This window comes from Pseudomonas paraveronii (genome assembly GCF_963681955.1).
Taxonomy (GTDB): domain Bacteria; phylum Pseudomonadota; class Gammaproteobacteria; order Pseudomonadales; family Pseudomonadaceae; genus Aquipseudomonas; species Aquipseudomonas paraveronii.
In genome coordinates, this window is the sequence record NZ_OY817130.1 from 4607155 (window position 1) to 4625116 (window position 17962).

Annotated in this window: 18 protein-coding genes; 10 read left to right on the plus strand and 8 right to left on the minus strand. The window is 60.6% G+C overall.

What is annotated here, in order from left to right; all coding sequences use genetic code 11:
• Nucleotides 1–12 precede the first annotated feature (12 nt).
• The 3 genes from flgH to U5A08_RS21220 all read right to left on the minus strand — a co-directional run bounded on the left by flgH (nucleotide 13) and on the right by U5A08_RS21220 (nucleotide 2355).
• On the minus strand, nucleotides 13–708 hold the full coding sequence (gene flgH / locus U5A08_RS21210) for a flagellar basal body L-ring protein FlgH (RefSeq protein WP_198717166.1): 696 nt from the start codon (nucleotides 706–708) through the stop codon (nucleotides 13–15).
• Nucleotides 709–761: 53 nt separating this feature from the next.
• Nucleotides 762–1547 carry a flagellar basal-body rod protein FlgG gene (gene flgG, locus U5A08_RS21215; RefSeq protein WP_198717167.1) on the minus strand — a complete coding sequence of 262 codons (786 nt, stop codon included), beginning with the start codon at nucleotides 1545–1547 and terminating at the stop codon, nucleotides 762–764.
• A gap of 67 nt (nucleotides 1548–1614) precedes the next feature.
• Nucleotides 1615–2355: a flagellar basal body rod protein FlgF gene (locus U5A08_RS21220; RefSeq protein ID WP_198717168.1), complete on the minus strand. Its 741-nt coding sequence runs from the start codon at nucleotides 2353–2355 to the stop codon at nucleotides 1615–1617.
• Between the two features lie 598 nt (nucleotides 2356–2953).
• Between U5A08_RS21220 and U5A08_RS21225 the strand changes: the two genes are divergently transcribed.
• Complete coding sequence (locus tag U5A08_RS21225; RefSeq protein ID WP_321848442.1) at nucleotides 2954–3736, plus strand: hypothetical protein; 783 nt, start codon at nucleotides 2954–2956, stop codon at nucleotides 3734–3736.
• A gap of 40 nt (nucleotides 3737–3776) precedes the next feature.
• Here U5A08_RS21225 and U5A08_RS21230 read toward each other — a convergent pair whose 3' ends face one another.
• Nucleotides 3777–5363 carry a sigma-54-dependent transcriptional regulator gene (locus tag U5A08_RS21230; protein WP_321848444.1) on the minus strand — a complete coding sequence of 529 codons (1587 nt, stop codon included), beginning with the start codon at nucleotides 5361–5363 and terminating at the stop codon, nucleotides 3777–3779.
• Between the two features lie 256 nt (nucleotides 5364–5619).
• On the opposite strand from U5A08_RS21230, the gene phhA reads away from it, so the two are divergent.
• The 3 genes from phhA (at nucleotide 5620) to U5A08_RS21245 (ending at nucleotide 8069) form a co-directional block, all read left to right on the plus strand.
• Nucleotides 5620–6411, plus strand: coding sequence for a phenylalanine 4-monooxygenase (gene phhA / locus U5A08_RS21235; protein WP_198718041.1), 792 nt, complete (start codon nucleotides 5620–5622; stop codon nucleotides 6409–6411).
• Nucleotides 6412–6516: 105 nt separating this feature from the next.
• Nucleotides 6517–6873 carry a 4a-hydroxytetrahydrobiopterin dehydratase gene (locus U5A08_RS21240; RefSeq protein WP_198718042.1) on the plus strand — a complete coding sequence of 119 codons (357 nt, stop codon included), beginning with the start codon at nucleotides 6517–6519 and terminating at the stop codon, nucleotides 6871–6873.
• On the plus strand, nucleotides 6873–8069 hold the full coding sequence (locus U5A08_RS21245) for an amino acid aminotransferase (protein WP_321848446.1): 1197 nt from the start codon (nucleotides 6873–6875) through the stop codon (nucleotides 8067–8069). Before U5A08_RS21240 ends, U5A08_RS21245 begins: the two co-directional genes overlap by 1 nt.
• Before the next feature lie 67 nt (nucleotides 8070–8136).
• Here U5A08_RS21245 and U5A08_RS21250 read toward each other — a convergent pair whose 3' ends face one another.
• Nucleotides 8137–8946 (minus strand): UDP-2,3-diacylglucosamine diphosphatase, encoded by an 810-nt coding sequence (locus U5A08_RS21250; RefSeq protein ID WP_198718044.1) that lies wholly within the window; start codon nucleotides 8944–8946, stop codon nucleotides 8137–8139.
• A gap of 137 nt (nucleotides 8947–9083) precedes the next feature.
• Here U5A08_RS21250 and U5A08_RS21255 point away from each other — a divergent pair, with 137 nt between their 5' ends.
• From U5A08_RS21255 to U5A08_RS21265, 3 genes are all read left to right on the plus strand, one after another.
• On the plus strand, nucleotides 9084–9836 hold the full coding sequence (locus U5A08_RS21255) for an AraC family transcriptional regulator (protein WP_321848447.1): 753 nt from the start codon (nucleotides 9084–9086) through the stop codon (nucleotides 9834–9836).
• A gap of 96 nt (nucleotides 9837–9932) precedes the next feature.
• Complete coding sequence (locus U5A08_RS21260) at nucleotides 9933–10817, plus strand: DMT family transporter (protein WP_253397727.1); 885 nt, start codon at nucleotides 9933–9935, stop codon at nucleotides 10815–10817.
• Between the two features lie 127 nt (nucleotides 10818–10944).
• The gene (locus tag U5A08_RS21265) at nucleotides 10945–11226 is read left to right on the plus strand and encodes a hypothetical protein (protein ID WP_253397728.1); all 282 of its coding nucleotides are present in this window, start codon (nucleotides 10945–10947) and stop codon (nucleotides 11224–11226) included.
• Between the two features lie 44 nt (nucleotides 11227–11270).
• On the opposite strand, the gene U5A08_RS21270 is transcribed toward U5A08_RS21265, so the two are convergent.
• The gene (locus U5A08_RS21270; RefSeq protein WP_198718048.1) at nucleotides 11271–11555 is read right to left on the minus strand and encodes an Rdx family protein; all 285 of its coding nucleotides are present in this window, start codon (nucleotides 11553–11555) and stop codon (nucleotides 11271–11273) included.
• An 84-nt stretch (nucleotides 11556–11639) separates the two neighbouring features.
• On the opposite strand from U5A08_RS21270, the gene U5A08_RS21275 reads away from it, so the two are divergent.
• Complete coding sequence (locus tag U5A08_RS21275; protein ID WP_321852264.1) at nucleotides 11640–13829, plus strand: patatin-like phospholipase family protein; 2190 nt, start codon at nucleotides 11640–11642, stop codon at nucleotides 13827–13829.
• 83 nt (nucleotides 13830–13912) lie between these two features.
• Here the strand turns inward: U5A08_RS21275 and U5A08_RS21280 are convergent, their stop codons facing one another.
• Together U5A08_RS21280 and recQ are read right to left on the minus strand one after the other, a co-directional pair.
• Nucleotides 13913–14347 carry a MarR family transcriptional regulator gene (locus U5A08_RS21280; RefSeq protein ID WP_198718050.1) on the minus strand — a complete coding sequence of 145 codons (435 nt, stop codon included), beginning with the start codon at nucleotides 14345–14347 and terminating at the stop codon, nucleotides 13913–13915.
• 121 nt (nucleotides 14348–14468) lie between these two features.
• A complete protein-coding gene (recQ, locus tag U5A08_RS21285) occupies nucleotides 14469–16595 on the minus strand; it encodes a DNA helicase RecQ (protein WP_198718051.1) in 2127 nt (708 codons plus the stop codon).
• A 274-nt stretch (nucleotides 16596–16869) separates the two neighbouring features.
• On the opposite strand from recQ, the gene U5A08_RS21290 reads away from it, so the two are divergent.
• Nucleotides 16870–17457 (plus strand): UPF0149 family protein, encoded by a 588-nt coding sequence (locus U5A08_RS21290; protein ID WP_198718052.1) that lies wholly within the window; start codon nucleotides 16870–16872, stop codon nucleotides 17455–17457.
• Nucleotides 17458–17477: 20 nt separating this feature from the next.
• Nucleotides 17478–17861 (plus strand): YbaN family protein, encoded by a 384-nt coding sequence (locus U5A08_RS21295; RefSeq protein WP_198718053.1) that lies wholly within the window; start codon nucleotides 17478–17480, stop codon nucleotides 17859–17861.
• The last annotated feature ends 101 nt before the right edge of the window (nucleotides 17862–17962 follow it).

A 17962-nucleotide genomic window follows, 5' to 3' on the forward strand; every position in this document is an offset into this window, starting at 1 on the left:
CAAAGTGGCCACCTAGAAAGGGAACAGCGGGCTAAGGAAGAAACGGTCGAACCAGCCCGGCTGACTCGCATCAGCAAACGAACCCGTACCCGAGTAGGTAATGCGCGCATCGGCAATGCGCGTCGACGATACGGTGTTGTCGGTGGCAATGTCGTCGGCACGGACCATGCCGGCGATGCGCACCAGTTCATCACCACTGTTGAGGGTCATCCACTTCTCACCGCGCACGGCGATGATGCCGTTGGGCAATACATCGGCCACCGTCACGGTGATCGAACCGGTCAGGCTGTTGTTCTGTCCAGCGGAGCTCTTGCCGTTGGTGGCACGGTCACCGCTGTAGCCTGCGCTCAAGCTCAAGTCACCACTGCCCAAGGGGTTGTTGGTGTTCGGCACGGCACCAAACAACGAGGTCAGGCCAATACCGGTCTTGCTGGTCTTGTCCACTTGGGAGTTGGCGTTCTTGCTGGCCGTGGTTTTCTCGTTGAGGGTGATGGTGATGATGTCACCGACCCGGAACGCCTTGCGGTCGCTGTACAGGTTCTGTTCGAAACCGGCCTGATAGATCGAGCCATTGTTGGCCGCCGCCGGCAACGGCGTGCGCGGCAACACCGGCGCGTAGTACGGGTCATTGGGTTTTGGCGTCGGGGCGACACAGCCCGCGAGCACGGCAATCCCACTCAATGCCAGAACGGAAACATAGCGATTCATGACCCTAACCTCACGGTGTTGCAGGCGCCCTAAGGAGCGCCCCATAGACTTGATTACAGATTCTGCGTAACGAACGAAAGCATCTGGTCGGCAGTGGAAATCACCTTGGAGTTCATCTCGTAGGCGCGCTGAGTGGTGATCATGTTGACCATCTCTTCCACGGTGCTGACGTTGGAGGTTTCCAGGGTGCTTTGCAGCGTGGTGCCGAAGCCGTTCAGGCCAGGGGTGCCGATTTGCGGTGCACCACTGGAGGCGGTTTCCAGGAACAGGTTGCCACCTATGGCTTGCAGGCCGGCCGGGTTGATGAAGTCGGCGGTTTGCAGGTTGCCGATCACTTGCGACGCCGGGTTGCCAGCCACGGTGATGGACACGGTGCCATCGTTGCCGACGGTGAAGGTCTGGGCATTGGCAGGCACGATGATGGCCGGCTCCAGGGCAAAACCGCTGGCCGTGACGACCTGGCCGTTGGAGTCCAGGTGGAAAGTACCATCACGACTGTAAGACGTAGTCCCGTCTGGTTGCAGGATCTGGAAGAACCCTTTGCCGTTGATCGCCATGTCCAGAGGCTGACCGGTTTGCTGCAGGTTACCGGCCGTGAAATTTTTCTGGGTACCGACGATCTGCACACCGGTACCCAATTGCAGGCCCGACGGCAGTTCGCTGTCCTGGGTCGACTGGGCACCTGGCTGGCGCTTGATCTGATAGAGCAAGTCCTGGAACTCGGCGCGATCACGTTTGAAACCCGTGGTCGAAACGTTCGCCAGGTTGTTGGAAATAGTGGTCAGGTTGGTGTCCTGGGCGGACAGACCTGTTTTGGCAACCCATAGAGCCGGAAGCATGCTGTTCTCCTTCGTGCGCCTGTTTGTTGGCGCTGCGCCGCAAAATTAGTATTCAGTGAAACCGCAATCAGCTCATCGCCAGAACGCGGGTCATGGCCTGGTCGTCTTCTTTAGCGCTGTTCATCATCTTGATGTGCAGCTCGAACTGCTTGGAAAGCGCCAGCACCGCGGTCATTTCTTCCACCGCATTGACGTTGCTCGCCTGCAGGAAACCCGAGGTCAGCTTGACGTTCGCGTCGACCTGGGCCGGCTGGCCGTCCTTGGTATGGATGGTGCCGTCCAGGCCTTTGGTCATGTTCTTGAGGTCGGGCTGGACCAGCTTGATCCGATCCACTTCAGCCATCACCCGTGGGCCTTCACCCATCGCACGGATGCTGACGGTGCCGTCGGCGCCCACCTCGATCTTCTGCTGCGGCGGCACGGCGATCGGGCCACCGTTGCCCATGATCGGCATACCATTGCCGGCCCGCAGCACGCCGAGCGCATCCACATTCATACTGGCGCTGCGCACGTAGGCTTCGCCGCCATCTGGGGTTTGCACGGCCATCCAGCCGTCACCGCTGACCGCCACATCGAGGTCACGACCGGTTTCGATCATGGCGCCCGGAGAGAAATCGGTGGCGGGCCGCTCGGTCAGGGCAAAGGCCCGCGCCGGAAAGCTGTCGCCGAACACCGGCATCGAGCGCGCCTGCTCCAGATCGCGCTGGAAGCCGTTGGTGGAAATGTTCGCCAGATTGTTGGCATGGGCCTTCTGCGCCAGAGCATTCTGGCTGGCGCCGGTCATCGCCACGTAAAGGTACTTGTCCACGCTCTATCCTCTTTCTGACGGACGCTTGCCGCCCACCGCTGTACTGATGAGACTTAAGCAATTTGCGAACCAACTTTCTAAAAGCGCAGAAAGTCCAGGCGGGGCAAGGGTTTGCGCCAAGGCGTCGAAAAAGGCCGGCCCAGGAGGAGTCGAAAAAACGGCGGAGTTATGCCGCTGACGGCAAAGGTTGGAGTCCTGCAGGCGTTTTCAAGTACTCAAGCGCTACGGCATTGGATGGTCGCGGACGAAGCCGAACCGCTGAAACACTTGGCAAGCCACTGGACACTTGCCCTCCCCCTTGGCCATCTCGAAACGACTGGCCCGAAGTTTTATTGTCCACTCATTACAAGCCCCAAAAAAGCCGCATACCTGACGGCACCGCAAATGAGTGAGCGCATATGTAATTCTCTTGTTTTTTATAACCATCAGACAAACCCAACCCCAAACAAGAATACTCCGATAGCCTTTTACATTTACTGATCAAAACCCGCTTGGCGATTGAATGCAGCCCTCGTAACTTCACTCCATCGCAAAGCAGTCATGACTACTTTCCGATCATTCGTGCCCTACCAACTAATTAACGCTTAAGGATATTTAAATGTCTGGCATTTGTAACTCTCCCTGCATGCAAGAAGCGACAAACTGGCAAGCACACTTTTCTTATAACAACCTTCTCGATATATTTGAGCCGCTAAGCGCCCGTCCTTCCGAACAACGGCGCCAATTTGAGACGGCCCCAGACTTAACCCCAAACAATTACGCGAAAAACACGGATTGGGAAAATAAGTTTGGCGCACAACTGCCCTGCTGCGACGTCAACCCAACGGTCTTCGCACTACAAAAACTGCTGCAGAGCCTCCCGAGCAGGACCTTTGAGATCGACTTTGGCGTGTCCGCTAACGATGTGCGCAGCGGCAAGTTCGGCCCCTTGTCGCGCAGCGCACTCAATGAACTGGAAAAACTGGATAAAAACCAGGATTACCGAATGGTCTCAATCTCTAAAGAAGAGAATGAAATGATGAGTGGCGGAGTATTTTGGGTCCCGCAAAAAGGTGGCGCCGCCATCGAAATCGAAAGTCGCAAAGAAGGTAGATTATTTCCACCCCATGGTGCGGCGTTGCTCGAACACATCGACCTGTTAATGCTCGACCCCAAAAGCACCAATGAAGGGATATCTACCGACGAACTGAGATCCGGAAAGTACGGAGCGCTGTCCCCTGACATTACTAAGAGCCTTGAGGGACTGCCGAAAAACAAGAACTACAACCTGGGCGTACTCTTCCCCGAGACTCCGAATCAAGAACCTAATCTGGCCTGGATAGAAAAGGAGACGGGTAGCTCCGTCGTCATAGGCCCGGACAGGGGGTTCCTGGTGTTTTAACGCTGTCGGCCACCGCAGAACAACCTGAACATAGCGCCTTTCAAGTGCCGTGTTCAGGACTTTTTCCAGCACTTTCCTTGCTCATGCCATAGTCCCGCAGTTTATTCGCAATCGTTGTATGGGAAACGCCCAGGCGCTTACCCAACTGCCGACTGCTGGGATGTTCGGCATACAGACTTTCCAGCACGGCCTTTTCAAAACGGCCGACGATGGCTTCCAGGCCGCCCTCCAGGGAAAAATCGCCAAGGGGCTGACGCACGCCATAGTCCGGCAGGCGAATGTGTTCAGCCTTGACCGTCCCGCCCTCACATAACGACACCGCCTGAAACAGCACGTTTTCCAATTGCCGTACATTGCCCGGCCAGTGGTAATGGCTGAGCCGATCCATCGCCGCCGGGGCCAGTTTGGGCAACGGGCAACCGATCTGTCGGCTGGCCTGGTCGAGAAAGTGCTCCACCAGTGGCCCCAGACCATCGAGGCATTCGCGCAGAGGCGGGATATGCAGCGACAGCACGTTCAGGCGGTGATAAAGGTCCTGGCGGAATTCACCCCGCGCGCAAAGTTCCGAAAGGTCCACCTGGGTTGCGCAGATCACCCGCACGTCCAGGTACACCTCTTCATCACTGCCGACTCGGCGAAAGCAACCGTCTTGCAGGAAGCGCAGCAACTTCACCTGCAACCGCGCGCTCATTTCCCCGACACCATCAAGAAACAACGTACCGCCCGCTGTCAGCTCCAGCAGCCCCAGCTTGCCTTCGGCCCGCGCCCCCTCAAAAGCGCCGGGGCCGTAGCCAAACAGTTCGGTCTCGGCCATCGACTCTGGCAGGCCGGCACAATTGAGGGCCATCAACGGTGATTGGCCACGGGGGCTGGCCAGGTGACAGGCGCGGGCAAGCAGCTCCTTGCCGGTGCCGGTTTCGCCTTCTATTAATAGCGGCGCATCCAATGGCGCCATGCGCCGCGCTTCACGAACCACCGCAGCCGTGACCTTGGAACTCTGGAAGATACTGTCGAAGCCACGCAGTTCCTGCTTGCGCACATTATAAATACGCTCACCGACGCGGTCGGCACGGTGCAAGGTCAACACCGCGCCAGCCATGGCTTCACTGTCGTCGTGTTCGGCCGACTGCAGCGGCGCGATGTCCGCCAGGAACACGTCACCCTTGACCTTGACCCGCAGGCCATTGATCCGCGATTTGCTCGCGCGCACCAGTTCCGGCAAGTCAAAATCCTCGGCGTAGCGCGACAGCGGAATGCCCGGCACCTCGTCCACCCGCACCCCGAGCAACTGCGCGGCCGCGCGGTTGGCGGCGACGATCGAGCCGCCCATATCAATGGACAGCACCGGAAACTCCAGGGCACCGAGCAGCGCATTGAGCTCCATGTGCCGACGCTCGCTGGGCATCAGCCCTACACGCTTTACACCAAACACCCCGGCAATCGCCTCGAACTGCGGGCGCAACGCCTGGAATTGCATGTTCACCAGGTTCGGGCAAAACAGGTAAATGGCGTTGCCATGCTCACCGCCGACCTCGCCCTTGGCGACGTTGACGCCGTACTCCACCAACAGGTTGAGAATGTCCCGCAGGATGCCAATGCGGTTCTGGCAATGCACTTTGATACGCATGAAAAGGCCCGAAGAAGGGTAGGCGCCGCGTCTTTTTGTCGCTGGCCGCAGATAATCGTCAAGATTATGTGACACCTGGCGACCTTTTCACAGCCCAATCCATCGATTAGCGGCTCATCCGTAACGAATACTTTACGAATAGCAGTAAATTTTCCTACAACCTCCTCGCGTAGGCGGATGGAATCTCGCTCCAGCCGGGTTATCAATACGTACATCGCAGGACATAACAAGAACGAATGCCTAGCAGGAGAGCCGTATGAAGCAGACGCACTACGTGGCCCGCGAGCCCGATGCGCAAGGTTTTATCCACTACCCGCCGGAAGAACATGCGGTGTGGAACACCCTGATCACGCGCCAGTTGAAAGTGCTTGAGGGACGCGCCTGCCAGGAATACCTGGACGGCATCGACAAGCTCGGCCTGCCCCTGGATCGCATCCCGCAACTGAGCGAAATCAACACGGTGCTGGCCGAGACCACCGGCTGGCAAGTCACCCGCGTGCCAGCGCTGATTCCCTTCCAGACGTTTTTCGAATTACTCGCCAACAAGCAGTTTCCGGTGGCGACTTTTATTCGCACCCACGAAGAACTGGACTACCTGCAAGAGCCGGATATTTTCCACGAGATCTTCGGCCACTGCCCGCTGCTGACCAATCCCTGGTTCGCCGAATTCACCCACATCTACGGCAAGCTCGGCCTCGCGGCCACCAAGGAGCAGCGGGTGTACCTGGCGCGCCTGTATTGGATGACCATCGAATTTGGCCTGGTGGACACGCCCGCCGGTCGGCGCATCTATGGTGGCGGTATTTTGTCGTCGCCCAAGGAGACGGTGTACAGCCTGTCGTCCGAGCCCAAACATCAAGCCTTCGATCCGCTGGAAGCGATGCGCACGCCGTATCGCATCGACATCCTGCAACCGCTATATTTTGTCTTGCCCGAGCTCAAGCGCCTGTTCGACGTAGCGCAGGAAGACATCATGGGCATGGTCGAGCGTGGGATGCAGCTGGGTCTGCACGCACCGCTCTTCGCCCCCAAACCCAAAGCGGCGTGAACCGTAGGTTTTGATACCAGGTGAATCTGTTCCCTGGTCCCGCGTTGCTTTAGGGTGACGCCACTGACGACCGTTTTCCAAACACTCGAATTCAGGACACCCCACATGACGACCTTGAACCAAGCCCACTGCGAAGCCTGCCGCGCCGATGCCCCGCAAGTCAGCGATGAAGAACTACCGGTGCTGCTCAAACAGATCCCCGACTGGAACATTGAAGTGCGCGATGGCGTCATGCAGTTGGAGAAGGTTTTCCTGTTCAAGAACTTCAGGTTCGCCCTGGCCTTTACCAATTCCATGGGGGCAATCTCCGAAGCTGAAGGCCACCACCCAGGCCTGCTCACCGAGTGGGGCAAGGTCACGGTGACCTGGTGGAGCCACTCCATCAAAGGCCTGCACCGCAACGACTTCATCATGGCCGCGCGCACCGACGAAGTGGCCAAGGATGCCGAGGGCCGCAAGTAATGCATTTCGATGCGATTGGCCGCGTGCCCGGCGACCCGATCCTCGGGCTGATGGACCTGTATGCCCAGGATGCCAACCCGAACAAGTTCGACCTCGGCGTGGGCGTATACAAGGACGACCAGGGGCTGACACCGATTCCGCCTTCCGTGAAGCGCGCCGAGCAGCGCCTGGTGGAACGGCAAACCACCAAGACCTACATTGGCGGCCACGGCGACGCCGCGTTCGGCAAGTTGATCAGCGAGCTGGTGCTCGGCGCCGAGTCCGCGCTGCTGCGTGAACACCGCGCCGGCGCGACCCAGACCCCAGGCGGCACCGGGGCCCTGCGCCTGAGCGCCGACTTTATCGCCCACAGCCTGCCTGGCCGTGGCGTATGGCTGAGCAACCCAACCTGGCCGATCCACGAAAGCATCTTCGCCAAGGCCGGGATCAAGGTCGGTCACTACCCTTACGTCGGCGCGGACAATCGGCTGGATGTGAGCGCAATGCTGGCGACCTTGTCCACGGTGCCCGAGGGCGACGTGGTGCTGCTGCATGCCTGCTGCCATAACCCGACCGGTTTCGACCTGTCCCAGGAGGACTGGCGCCAGGTCTTGCAGATCGTGCGCGAGCGCCACCTGCTGCCGCTGATCGACTTCGCCTACCAGGGCTTTGGCGACGGCCTGGAGCAGGACGCCTGGGCGGTGCGGCTGTTCGCGGCCGAGCTGCCGGAAGTGCTGATCACCAGCTCCTGCTCGAAGAACTTCGGCCTGTATAGCGACCGTGTCGGCGCGCTGATCGTGTGTGCGGCGAATGCCGAGAAACTCACGGATGTACGCAGCCAGTTGGCGAATATCGCGCGCAACCTGTGGTCAACCCCACCGGATCACGGCGCGGCAGTCGTCGCGACGATCCTCGGTGACGCCGAGCTGAAGGCGCAGTGGAGCGGCGAAGTCGAAGCGATGCGCGCGCGTATTGCGCAGTTGCGCTCCGGACTGGTCGAGGCCCTCGCGCCACACGGGCTGGCCGAGCAGTTTGCGCATATCGGCGCGCAACGTGGGATGTTTTCCTATACCGGCTTGAGTGCCGAGCAGGTCAAGCAACTGCGCGAGACGCACAGCGTGTATATGGTCAGCTCGGGGCGGGCGAATGTGGCGGGGATCGACGCAACGCGATTGACCCTGCTGGCGCAAGCGATTGCCGATGTCTGCAAAGACTGACTGACGAAATCGGCCCCCCATGTGAGAGCGGGCTTGCTCGCGCCCACTTGTTGGGCCGAGCAAGGCCTTAACCCGCGACCCTCTCCAATTTCAGCTGCGCCTCTTTGGCCTGCGCATCCGCCAACCGATACAACTCGATACTCCCATCCCAGTGCTCGATCAACGCCGTACACGACTCCACCCAATCCCCGCAGTTGAGGTAGTCCACCTCGCCTACCTTGCGAATCTCCGCGTGGTGAATATGCCCGCACACCACCCCATGCAATTCGCGCCGGGTCACTTCATGGGCGATGGCTTCTTCGAAATCGCTGATAAAGCTCACCGCGGTCTTCACCTTGTGCTTCAGATACGCCGAGAGCGACCAGTAGCCGTAGCCATACCGCGCACGCCAGTGATTCAACCAACGGTTCAACGTCAGGGTGAACTCGTAGGCCGAGTCACCGAGGAACGCCAACCAGCGGTGATAGCGCGTGATCACATCGAACTGGTCGCCGTGGATCACCAGGAGGTGGCGACCATCGGCGGTGACATGGATGGCTTCGTCCACCAACTGGATGTTGCCCAGGATCAGCTTGGAGTAGCGGCGCAGGAATTCGTCGTGGTTGCCGGTGACGTAGATCACCTCCGTGCCGCGCTTGGCCATGGTCAACAGGCGGCGGATCACATTGGTGTGGGCCTGGGGCCAATACATGCCGCCGCGCAGTTTCCAGCCATCGATGATGTCGCCGACCAAGTACACCTTATCGGCGTGGTAGCCCTTGAGGAATTGCGACAAGTGTTCGGCCTGGCAATCCCGGGTGCCCAGATGCACATCGGAAATCCACAGGGTACGAACCCGTTGCTTGCGGCTGGGTGTGGCGAATTCGGCACGGGTCATGGGCATCCCTCGACGGTGTTTTCGCGAGCTTGCGCCCTGGCGATTAATAGCCCATGACAGCTGTGCGTCAGTCTGATGACAGCGCCCGCCGACGGCGAAGCGTTGTAGACTGGCAACCTGCTGCCCAGGAGAACGCAATGAGCGCGTCCCTCACGCTACGCCATTACATCGAAGCGCCGATTGCCCACAGCCATGACCATGCGCAGTTGGTCTTCGGCCTGTCCGGGCACCTGGACCTTGAAGTGGATGGGCACGGCAGCCAGGTCCGCGAGAGCAGTGTGATGGTGCTGCCCTTCTCGGCCCACCACACCTGCGGCAGTCGCGACGGCAGCCGATGCCTGGTGCTGGATGTGCCCACCGAACACTGGGTGCTGCAATCGTTGGGCGAGCATGCCGATGCCAGCCGCCGTCTGCTCGACCAACCGACGCGTCTGGCCCTGGATTCGCGGCAAAGCCAGTTGGTGCAATGGCTGGCGCACAGCCCGGTGGATGACCCGCTGATCGTCCAGCAAGGCGCGGTGCTGCTGCTGGCCAGCCTCAATCATCCGCTGGCCCCCAGCGTGCCGGGCCGCCGCCTGCCCTACACCGCGTTCAATGCGCATATCGAACAGCATGTCGCCCACCCCCTGCAAGTCGCTGACCTGGCACGCATCGCCGACTTGTCCGTCGCACGCCTGCATGCGCGGTTTGTTGCCGAGTGTGGGCAGACGCCCATGGACTACATCCGCAGTCGCCGCCTGCATAAGGCCTTGGGCCTGTTGCGGGAAACGCCGCTGCCCATCGGCGAGATTGCCGAGCGCGTCGGCTATGCCTCGCAAAGTGCGTTTGCCGCTGCAATGCTGCGCGAATTCGGCGCCGCGCCGAGCGCCCTGCGGCGCACGACAAAATAGCGAGTCCTGCGCTAAAAATCGCGAGCCAGGCGACAGACACTCACGCACCCAGTCTCTAGACTGCAAGCCTGTCACCCCGTTGGTACAAGGATCGCAATGACTCCCCGCTCAGCCCTCGGCGCCCTGCATATCGGCGCATTGATGTTTGGCCTCACCGGCGTATTCGGCAAGCTGGCGGCCGCCTCACCGGCCATCATCGTGTTCGGCCGCGCCGCGTTTGCGGTGATTGCCCTGGCGATCTTTGCGCGCTTCGCCAGCAACGCCCCCTGGAAACAACTGCAAATGCGCGACTGGCGTCGGCTGGTGATCAGCGGTGTGTTGCTGGCGGCGCATTGGGTCACATTCTTCATTGCGGTCAAAGTCGCCGGCGTGGCCGTCGCCACCCTGGGGTTTACCGCGTTCCCGGCATTTACCGTGATCCTCGAAGGCTTGATCTTCCGCGAGCGCATTCGCGCCAATGAAGTGTTGCTGGTGGCTCTGGTCACGGTCGGCCTGGTGCTGGTGACACCAGACTTCAACCTCGCCAGCCAAGCCACGGGCGGCCTGCTCTGGGGCATCGCCTCGGGGTTGCTGTTCTCCCTGCTGTCACTGAATAACCGCGCCAGCTCCGGGCGGATTCCAGCGGTGCAGGCGGCGTTGTGCCAGAACGTGGTGGTCGCGCTGTGCCTGTTGCCCGTGGCCGCGCCGGGGCTGGCGGACGTGCGCGCGCTCGACTGGCTGTGGATCGGCCTGCTCGGCGTGTTCTGTACCGGCCTGGCCCACAGCCTGTTTGTCGCCAGCCTCGCGGTGATCAAGGCCCGCACCGCTTCGGTGGTGTTCGCCATGGAACCGGTCTACGGCATCAGCGTCGCCTGGCTGTTGTTTGCCGAAACCCCAACCTTGCGCATGCTGCTGGGCGGCGCGCTGATCATCGTCGCCATCGTGCTGTCCGGCCTGATGGGCAGCGCCAGCCAGGCCAAACAGCCGGCTGCAGCGGCCTGATCTATACTCTGCCCATCCGCAACAGTGTGTCGTCGTCTACGGATAAAGACTCCTCGACGACAGCCAGGATGTATGAAGTTGCTGCAAGCGAGTGGTCACTCCATTAACGCTATGCAGGAGTTGCATCATGGAAATGTTTATCAGCTTGCTCGTTCAGATCATCAGCGGTGCCGTCGGCGGTAATTTGGCGGGGATGACCAAACAGAGCCTGGGCACCGGGCTCAATACCCTCCTCGGCGGCGTCGGTGGCCTGGTGTTGGGCCAGATCGTCTCGGCGCTGACGGGCACGCCCGGTGGCGAAGCGCTGGATGTCGCGACGGTCGGCAGCAATATTGTCGGCGGTGGCGTCGGCGGCCTGTTGCTGACGTGGGTCATCGGCTTCATCAAGAGCAAGATGGCCGCCAAGTAAGCACGTACCAACCGGTCACCGCCCTTGTGCGGCGGTGGCCTTCATTACTTACGATCGTTGTGCCCCAGGTCGCGCTGCGGGTCGATCTGGTCGCGCACACGTTGCTTGAGCACTTTGGCCTCCGGGAAACCGCCATCAGCCTTGCGCTCCCAGATCTGCACGCCGTCGCAGGTAATGCGAAACGCGCCGCCGGTAGCCGGTTCCAGCGCCACTTTGCCTAGGTCTTCAGCGAAGGTACTCAACAGTTCCTGGGCCAGCCACGCGGCGCGCAGCAACCACTGGCACTGGGTGCAATAGGTGATGACGATCTCGGGTTTATTCGGCGACATAATTTGACAGGTTCCTGGCGTAACGGGCTGGGAGGGTCGGGTGGCTATAATACCGGCCTTTATCGTCCAGCCCCGAGATTCATGATGCACCGCCTGCTGTCCTGCCTGTTGCTCTGCCTGCTGCCCCTTCTTGCCGAGGCGGTTGAAACGCCACGCCCGAAAATCGGCCTGGTGCTGTCCGGCGGTGCCGCGCGCGGGCTCGCCCATATCGGCGTGCTCAAGGCCCTGGAGGAACAGGGGATTCATATCGATGCGATTGCCGGCACCAGCATGGGCGCGGTGATCGGCGGGTTGTACGCGTCGGGCTACAAGATCGATGAGTTGGAAAAGCTCGCGCTGGGTATCGATTGGCAGCGGGCGCTCTCCGATGCGCCTCCTCGGGAAGATGTGCCGTTTCGACGCAAGCAGGATGACCGCGATTTCCTGGTCAAGCAGAAACTCAGTATCCGCGACGATGGCAGCCTCGGCCTGCCGCTGGGCGTCATCCAGGGCCAGAACCTGGCGCTGCTGCTGGAAAGCATGTTCGCCCACAGCAGCAACACGCGAAATTTCGACAAGCTGCCGATCCCCTTTCGCGCCGTCGCAACCGATATCACCACCGGCGAAAAAGTAGTCTTCAGCAAAGGCCACCTGCCCCAGGTAATCCGCGCGAGCATGTCGATCCCTGCCGTATTCGCGCCGGTGGAACTCGACGGCCGGCTGCTGGTGGACGGCGGGATGACCGATAACATCCCGCTGGACGTGGCGCGGGAGATGGGTGTCGACATTGCCATCGTGGTGGACATCGGCACGCCGCTGCGCTCACGCAAGCAACTGGCCACGGTGGTGGACGTGCTCAACCAGTCCATCACCCTGATGACCCGGCGCAATTCCGAAGAACAACTCAAGGCCCTGAACCCTAAAGATGTGCTGATCCAGCCGCCGCTGGCCGCCTATGGCGTCACGGACTTCGGCCGCGCCAAGGACATGATCGACGCCGGCTACCGCGCCACCCGCGCCCTCGATGTGCGCCTGGCCCACTTGCGCCCCGCCGAACCGATCGACCCGGAACTGGTGGCCGCGCGCACCCCGGGCGAACGGACCCCGATCATTACCGCGATCAGCGTGGAGAACGACTCGAAAGTCAGCGACGACGTGATCCGCTACTACATCCGCCAAACCCTGGGCGAGCCGCTGAACCTGGATCGCCTGCAAGTGGACATGGGCACCTTGTATGGCCTGGATTACTTCGAACAGGTGCAATACCGCGTGGTGAAAAAAGGCCACGACAACACCCTGGTGATCAGTGCCCGCGGCAAACGCAGCGGCACCGACTACCTGCGCCTGGGCCTGAACCTGTCGGACGATATGCGTGGCGACAGCGCCTTCAACCTCGGCGCGAGCTACCGCATGAATGGCATCAACCGCCTCGGCGCGGAATGGCTGACGCGGGTGCAGATCGGCGATCGGCAGGAGCTGTACAGCGAGTTCTACCAACCGATGGACACCGGCTCGCGCTACTTCGTCGCACCTTACCTCAAGGCCCAGGCGCAGAATGTGGAACTGATTCTGGACAACGACCCCATCTCCGAATACCGCCTGGAACGCTACGGTTTCGGCCTGAACGTGGGGCGCCAGATCGGCACCAGCGGCGAGATCCGCTTCGGCGTCGGCGAGGCCTGGGGCAAGGCCGATGTGCGCATCGGCGACCGTGACCTGCCAAGCGTGAGCTTCAGCGAAGGCTTCTACGAACTGAAGTACTCCTTCGACTCCCTGGACAACGTGTACTTCCCCCACACAGGCGAAGACATCGGCCTGGCTTTGCGCGAATTCGAACCGGGGTTGGGTTCGGATCAACGCTACCGACAATGGGAGTTCAAGCTGGACAAGGCCATGAGCCACGGTCCGGACACGCTCGTACTGGGCGGCCGTTACGGGCGCACCATGGATAATTCGGACGTGGTGATATCCAGCTTCCTGCTGGGCGGCGCACGGCAGCTGTCGGGTTTTCGCCAGGATGCGATCTCGGGGCAGAACGTCAGCTTGATGCGCGCCGTGTACTACCGCCGGCTGACGCCACGCTCGTACCTGCCATTGGATTTCCCGCTGTACCTGGGCGCGTCATTGGAACGCGGACGGGCGTGGAACAACGACAATGAGTTCGACAGCGGCTATATCAACGCCGCGAGCATTTTCCTGGGGTTTGACACACCGTTGGGACCGCTGAATTTCAGCTACGGGTTCAATGATGACAATCAGCAAGCGGTGTACCTGAACCTCGGCCAGACCTTCTAAAACGCCGACCGTAAAACCCAATGTGGGAGCTGGCTTGCAGTGGCAAGCCGGCTCCCACATGTTGATCTGCCGTGTACTTGAGGTCAGGACTTTTCCAGATTCGCCAGAATGTGCCCATGCACACGCATGCACACCCGCAGGTCCTCTTCATCCACGCCCACGAACAACTCATGGCGCAACGCAGTGGCGATGGTTTCAATCTGCTCGATCAACGGTCGGGCGGTGTCGCACAGCAGGATGCGCTTGGCCCGGCGATCTTCCACCACGGCCTGACGTTGAACCAGTCCTTGGCCTTCCAGGCTGTCGAGCAACCGCGCCAGGGTCGGCCCTTCAACGCCGACACTTTGTGCCAGTTCGCGCTGAGTCGGCGCTTCTTCGAAACGAGCCAGGTGCAGCAGCACCAGCCAGCGTGCCTGGGACAAGCCTAGCCCCGCCAAACGGCGGTCCAGTTCGGCGCGCCAACCTCGGGACATTTGCGCCAACTGCATGCCAAAACGGTGTTGATCGGTTAACGGCATAAAAAACTCATGGTTTAGACTGAAAACAAAGTATGGCTAATTATTAGTCAGCTAAGCATGAGCCATGTCAGTAGGCAAGCGCTCGTCTGTACTGATTCGTTACATTGTCGCAATTGGCACACTAAATTTCGAACTCAGACTGCAACGCAGCACGCACGCAGTACAAAACCCCCTCGGGAACCCGCCCGGTGAACAGCGGTGCGATCTCCGCAACTGGTGGCAATTCGCCCTCACCGTCCAGGAAGGCATCCTGGATTTCGCTGAGCAAATCTTCTGGTAAATCAAGAGCCTGCTCTAACGACAACTGTTGCTGACCGATGGATTCGGCCAACAGCGTATAGACGTTTTTCTCCGAGCATTGCAGTTGGCCAGCGATCTGGATCGGGGTCATGCCGGCCCGCGCCAGGCTGATCAATTCGTGGCGAATATCGGCGATTTCCTTCGGCGCTTCGGCCTGGCCACCGAGCACTTCGAGGAAGGCCTGGCCATAACGCTCCAGCTTGCGCGCCCCCACACCACTGACCCGGCCCATTTCGGCCAGGGTGGTCGGCTGCTCGCGCAACATCTCCAGCAAGGTCGAGTCAGGAAAAATAACGTAAGGCGGCACGCTGTGTTCCTGCGCCAGTTTGCGCCGCAGGGTACGCAGGGCTTCCCACTGTTCACGCTCCTCAAAGCGCACCAGTTGGCTGGCCTGGCTGGTACTGCTCTTGGCGGTGGTCTGCGGCTTGAGGTCGCGGCGCAGTTCCAGGCTGACTTCGCCCTTGAGCAACGGCCGGCAACTGTCGTTCAGGCGCAGGCCACCGTAGCCTTCAATGTCGATGTCTACCAAGCCGCGCGCGACCATCTGGCGGAACAGTGATCGCCATTCGCCTTCGGCACGGGCCTTGCCCACCCCGTAGACCGAGAGTTTCTCGTGGCCGAAGCTGCGCACCTTCTCGTTGTCCTTGCCCAGCAACACATCCACCAGATGGCCGACGCCATAACGCTGACCGGTGCGGTAGATCGCGGACAAGCCCTGGCGCGCCGGCTCAGTGGCATCCCAGGTTTGCACGCCGTCCACGCAGTTGTCGCAATGGCCGCAGGGTTCGGGCATGTCTTCGTCGAAATACGCCAGCAGGGTCTGGCGGCGGCAACGCGTCTCTTCACAGAGTGACAGCATGGCGTCGAGCTTGTGCTGCTCCAGGCGTTTATGGCGCTCGTCACCTTCGGAGTTCTGCAGCATTTGCTTGAGCATCACCACGTCTTGCAGGCCGTAGACCATCCACGCATCGGCCGGCAGGCCATCACGGCCGGCACGCCCGGTTTCCTGGTAATAAGCCTCGAGGGACTTGGGCAGGTCCATATGAGCCACGAAGCGCACGTTGGACTTGTCGATGCCCATGCCGAACGCGATGGTTGCCACCATGATCAGGCCTTCCTCGTTGAGGAAGCGCTTCTGATGATAAGCACGCAATTCGTTGGGCAAGCCCGCGTGATAGGGCAACGCCGGATAACCCTGCTCGCACAGGAAGGCGGCCACTTCGTCGACCTTCTTGCGCGACAGGCAATAGACGATGCCTGCATCGCTGCGCCGCTCGGACAGGAACGCCAGCAACTGCTTGCGCGGCTGTTCTTTAGGCACGATGCGGTAAAAAATATTCGGCCGGTCAAAGCTCGACAGGAAGCGCTCGGCGTTCTGCAAATGCAGGCGCTCGACGATTTCTTCGCGGGTACGCTTGTCGGCGGTGGCCGTCAGGGCGATACGCGGAACGTCGGGGAACAGTTCCGCCAACTGCCCCAACTGCAGGTATTCACGGCGGAAATCGTGACCCCATTGCGATACGCAGTGAGCTTCATCGATGGCGAACAGGGCGATTTCCAGGCTCTGCAGGAAGGCCAGCATGCGCGGCTGCACCAGGCGCTCGGGGGCCAGGTAGAGCATTTTCACTTCGCCGCGCTTGATACGCGCGGCCAGGTCGCGCTGCTGTTCGGCGCTGAGCGTGGAGTTCAACGCGGCGGCGGCAACACCAAGCTCTTCGAGGGTCGCCACCTGGTCGTCCATCAGCGCGATCAACGGCGACACCACCACGGCGAGACCGTTACGCAGCAACGCCGGCACCTGGAAACACAACGACTTGCCACCACCGGTGGGCATCAGGACGAGGGCATCACCGCCATTGGCCACGCGCTCAATGATCGCACCCTGGCGGCCACGAAAACTGTCGTAGCCGAAGATGTCCTTGAGGACGCGTTGAGCCTGCTCGAGCATGTAAAACTCCAAATATCGCCGAAATCCCTCTCTACAGGCTGGCCGAAAAAACGCTGTTCTACGGAAAATAATCCGTAAGCGAAGTTTTCTCGGGTTGGCACTGGCCTGCAGGGGCATCACAAAACGCGGCAGTATACCCGAGCGTCGGCCGGCAAAGGGCGCGGCTGACGAACAGCGGCCGCTATCGAAAACCGGTCAAATATGCAGTGTGGCTGGCCGGGGCGCTCAAGAAAGCCTAGAATTCAGCATCGTTTATTCCCAAGGTAGTCCTTCAATGTCCTTCGCTGAGCAACTAACCCGCCTGCAAGCCTTCCTCGACGCCGATGAGCTGCATGACGAGGCGCTGGACTACGTGGCCGCCCACGGCTACCTGACCGCCCTGTCGATTTCTTCCGACATCGTGCCGGACCGTGAGTGGATCGACGCCTTGTTCGCCGAAGAACCTCACTACGCTGACGCCGCCCAGCGCGAAGAGATCGAAGCCACCCTGCTCGCCCTCAAGGCCCACATCGGTCGCCAACTGGCCTCCGATGAGGAATTCGAGCTGCCGTGCGACCTGGACCTGGGCGAAGATCCGGACGACTCCGACCTGCGCGGCTGGTGCATCGGCTTCATGGAAGGCGTGTTCCTGCGCGAAGCCGCCTGGTTCGAAACCGCCGAAGAAGAAGTCAGCGAAATGCTGCTGCCAATCATGGTCGGTTCAGGCCTGTTCGACGACCAGCCGGAGTTCTCCGACATCGCCACCGACGCCAACCTGATGGACGACATGATCGTACAGATCCCGGAAGCCCTGACCGCCCTGTACCTGCTGTGCAACGCCCCTGACGAAAAACCGGCGCTCCTCAAGCCCCGTCACCACTGAGTCGCCTGCCCGTGATACCCATGGGCAAGCGCTCGCCGCTCCTGCGTTATGCACTACTGGCCATCGGTTGGCTGAGCGTAGCGCTGGGAGTGATCGGTATTTTCCTGCCGGTATTGCCTACCACCCCCTTCCTGCTTCTTGCCGCCGCCTGCTTCGCGCGAAGCTCCCCACGTTTCTACGACTGGCTGGTGGAACATCCGCGCCTGGGCCCATGGATTCGTGACTACCTGGACGGCAATGGCATCCCGCTCAAGGGCAAGGTCTACGCCATCGGCCTGATGTGGCTGAGCATCGGTTTTTCCTGCTACCTGGTGCCTCTACCCTGGGCGCGGGGCTTCATGCTGACCAGTGCGGTGCTGGTGACGATCTACATCCTGCGCCAGAAAACCCTGCCGCCGCGCTGAGCCTCTTTAACACCAGCCCCTGCGACATTAGTGCTCACGAGACCTTGGTCGACACTGACTAATCCCCAGGCATCATGCGAGACTGTCCGACCGGGCTCGAA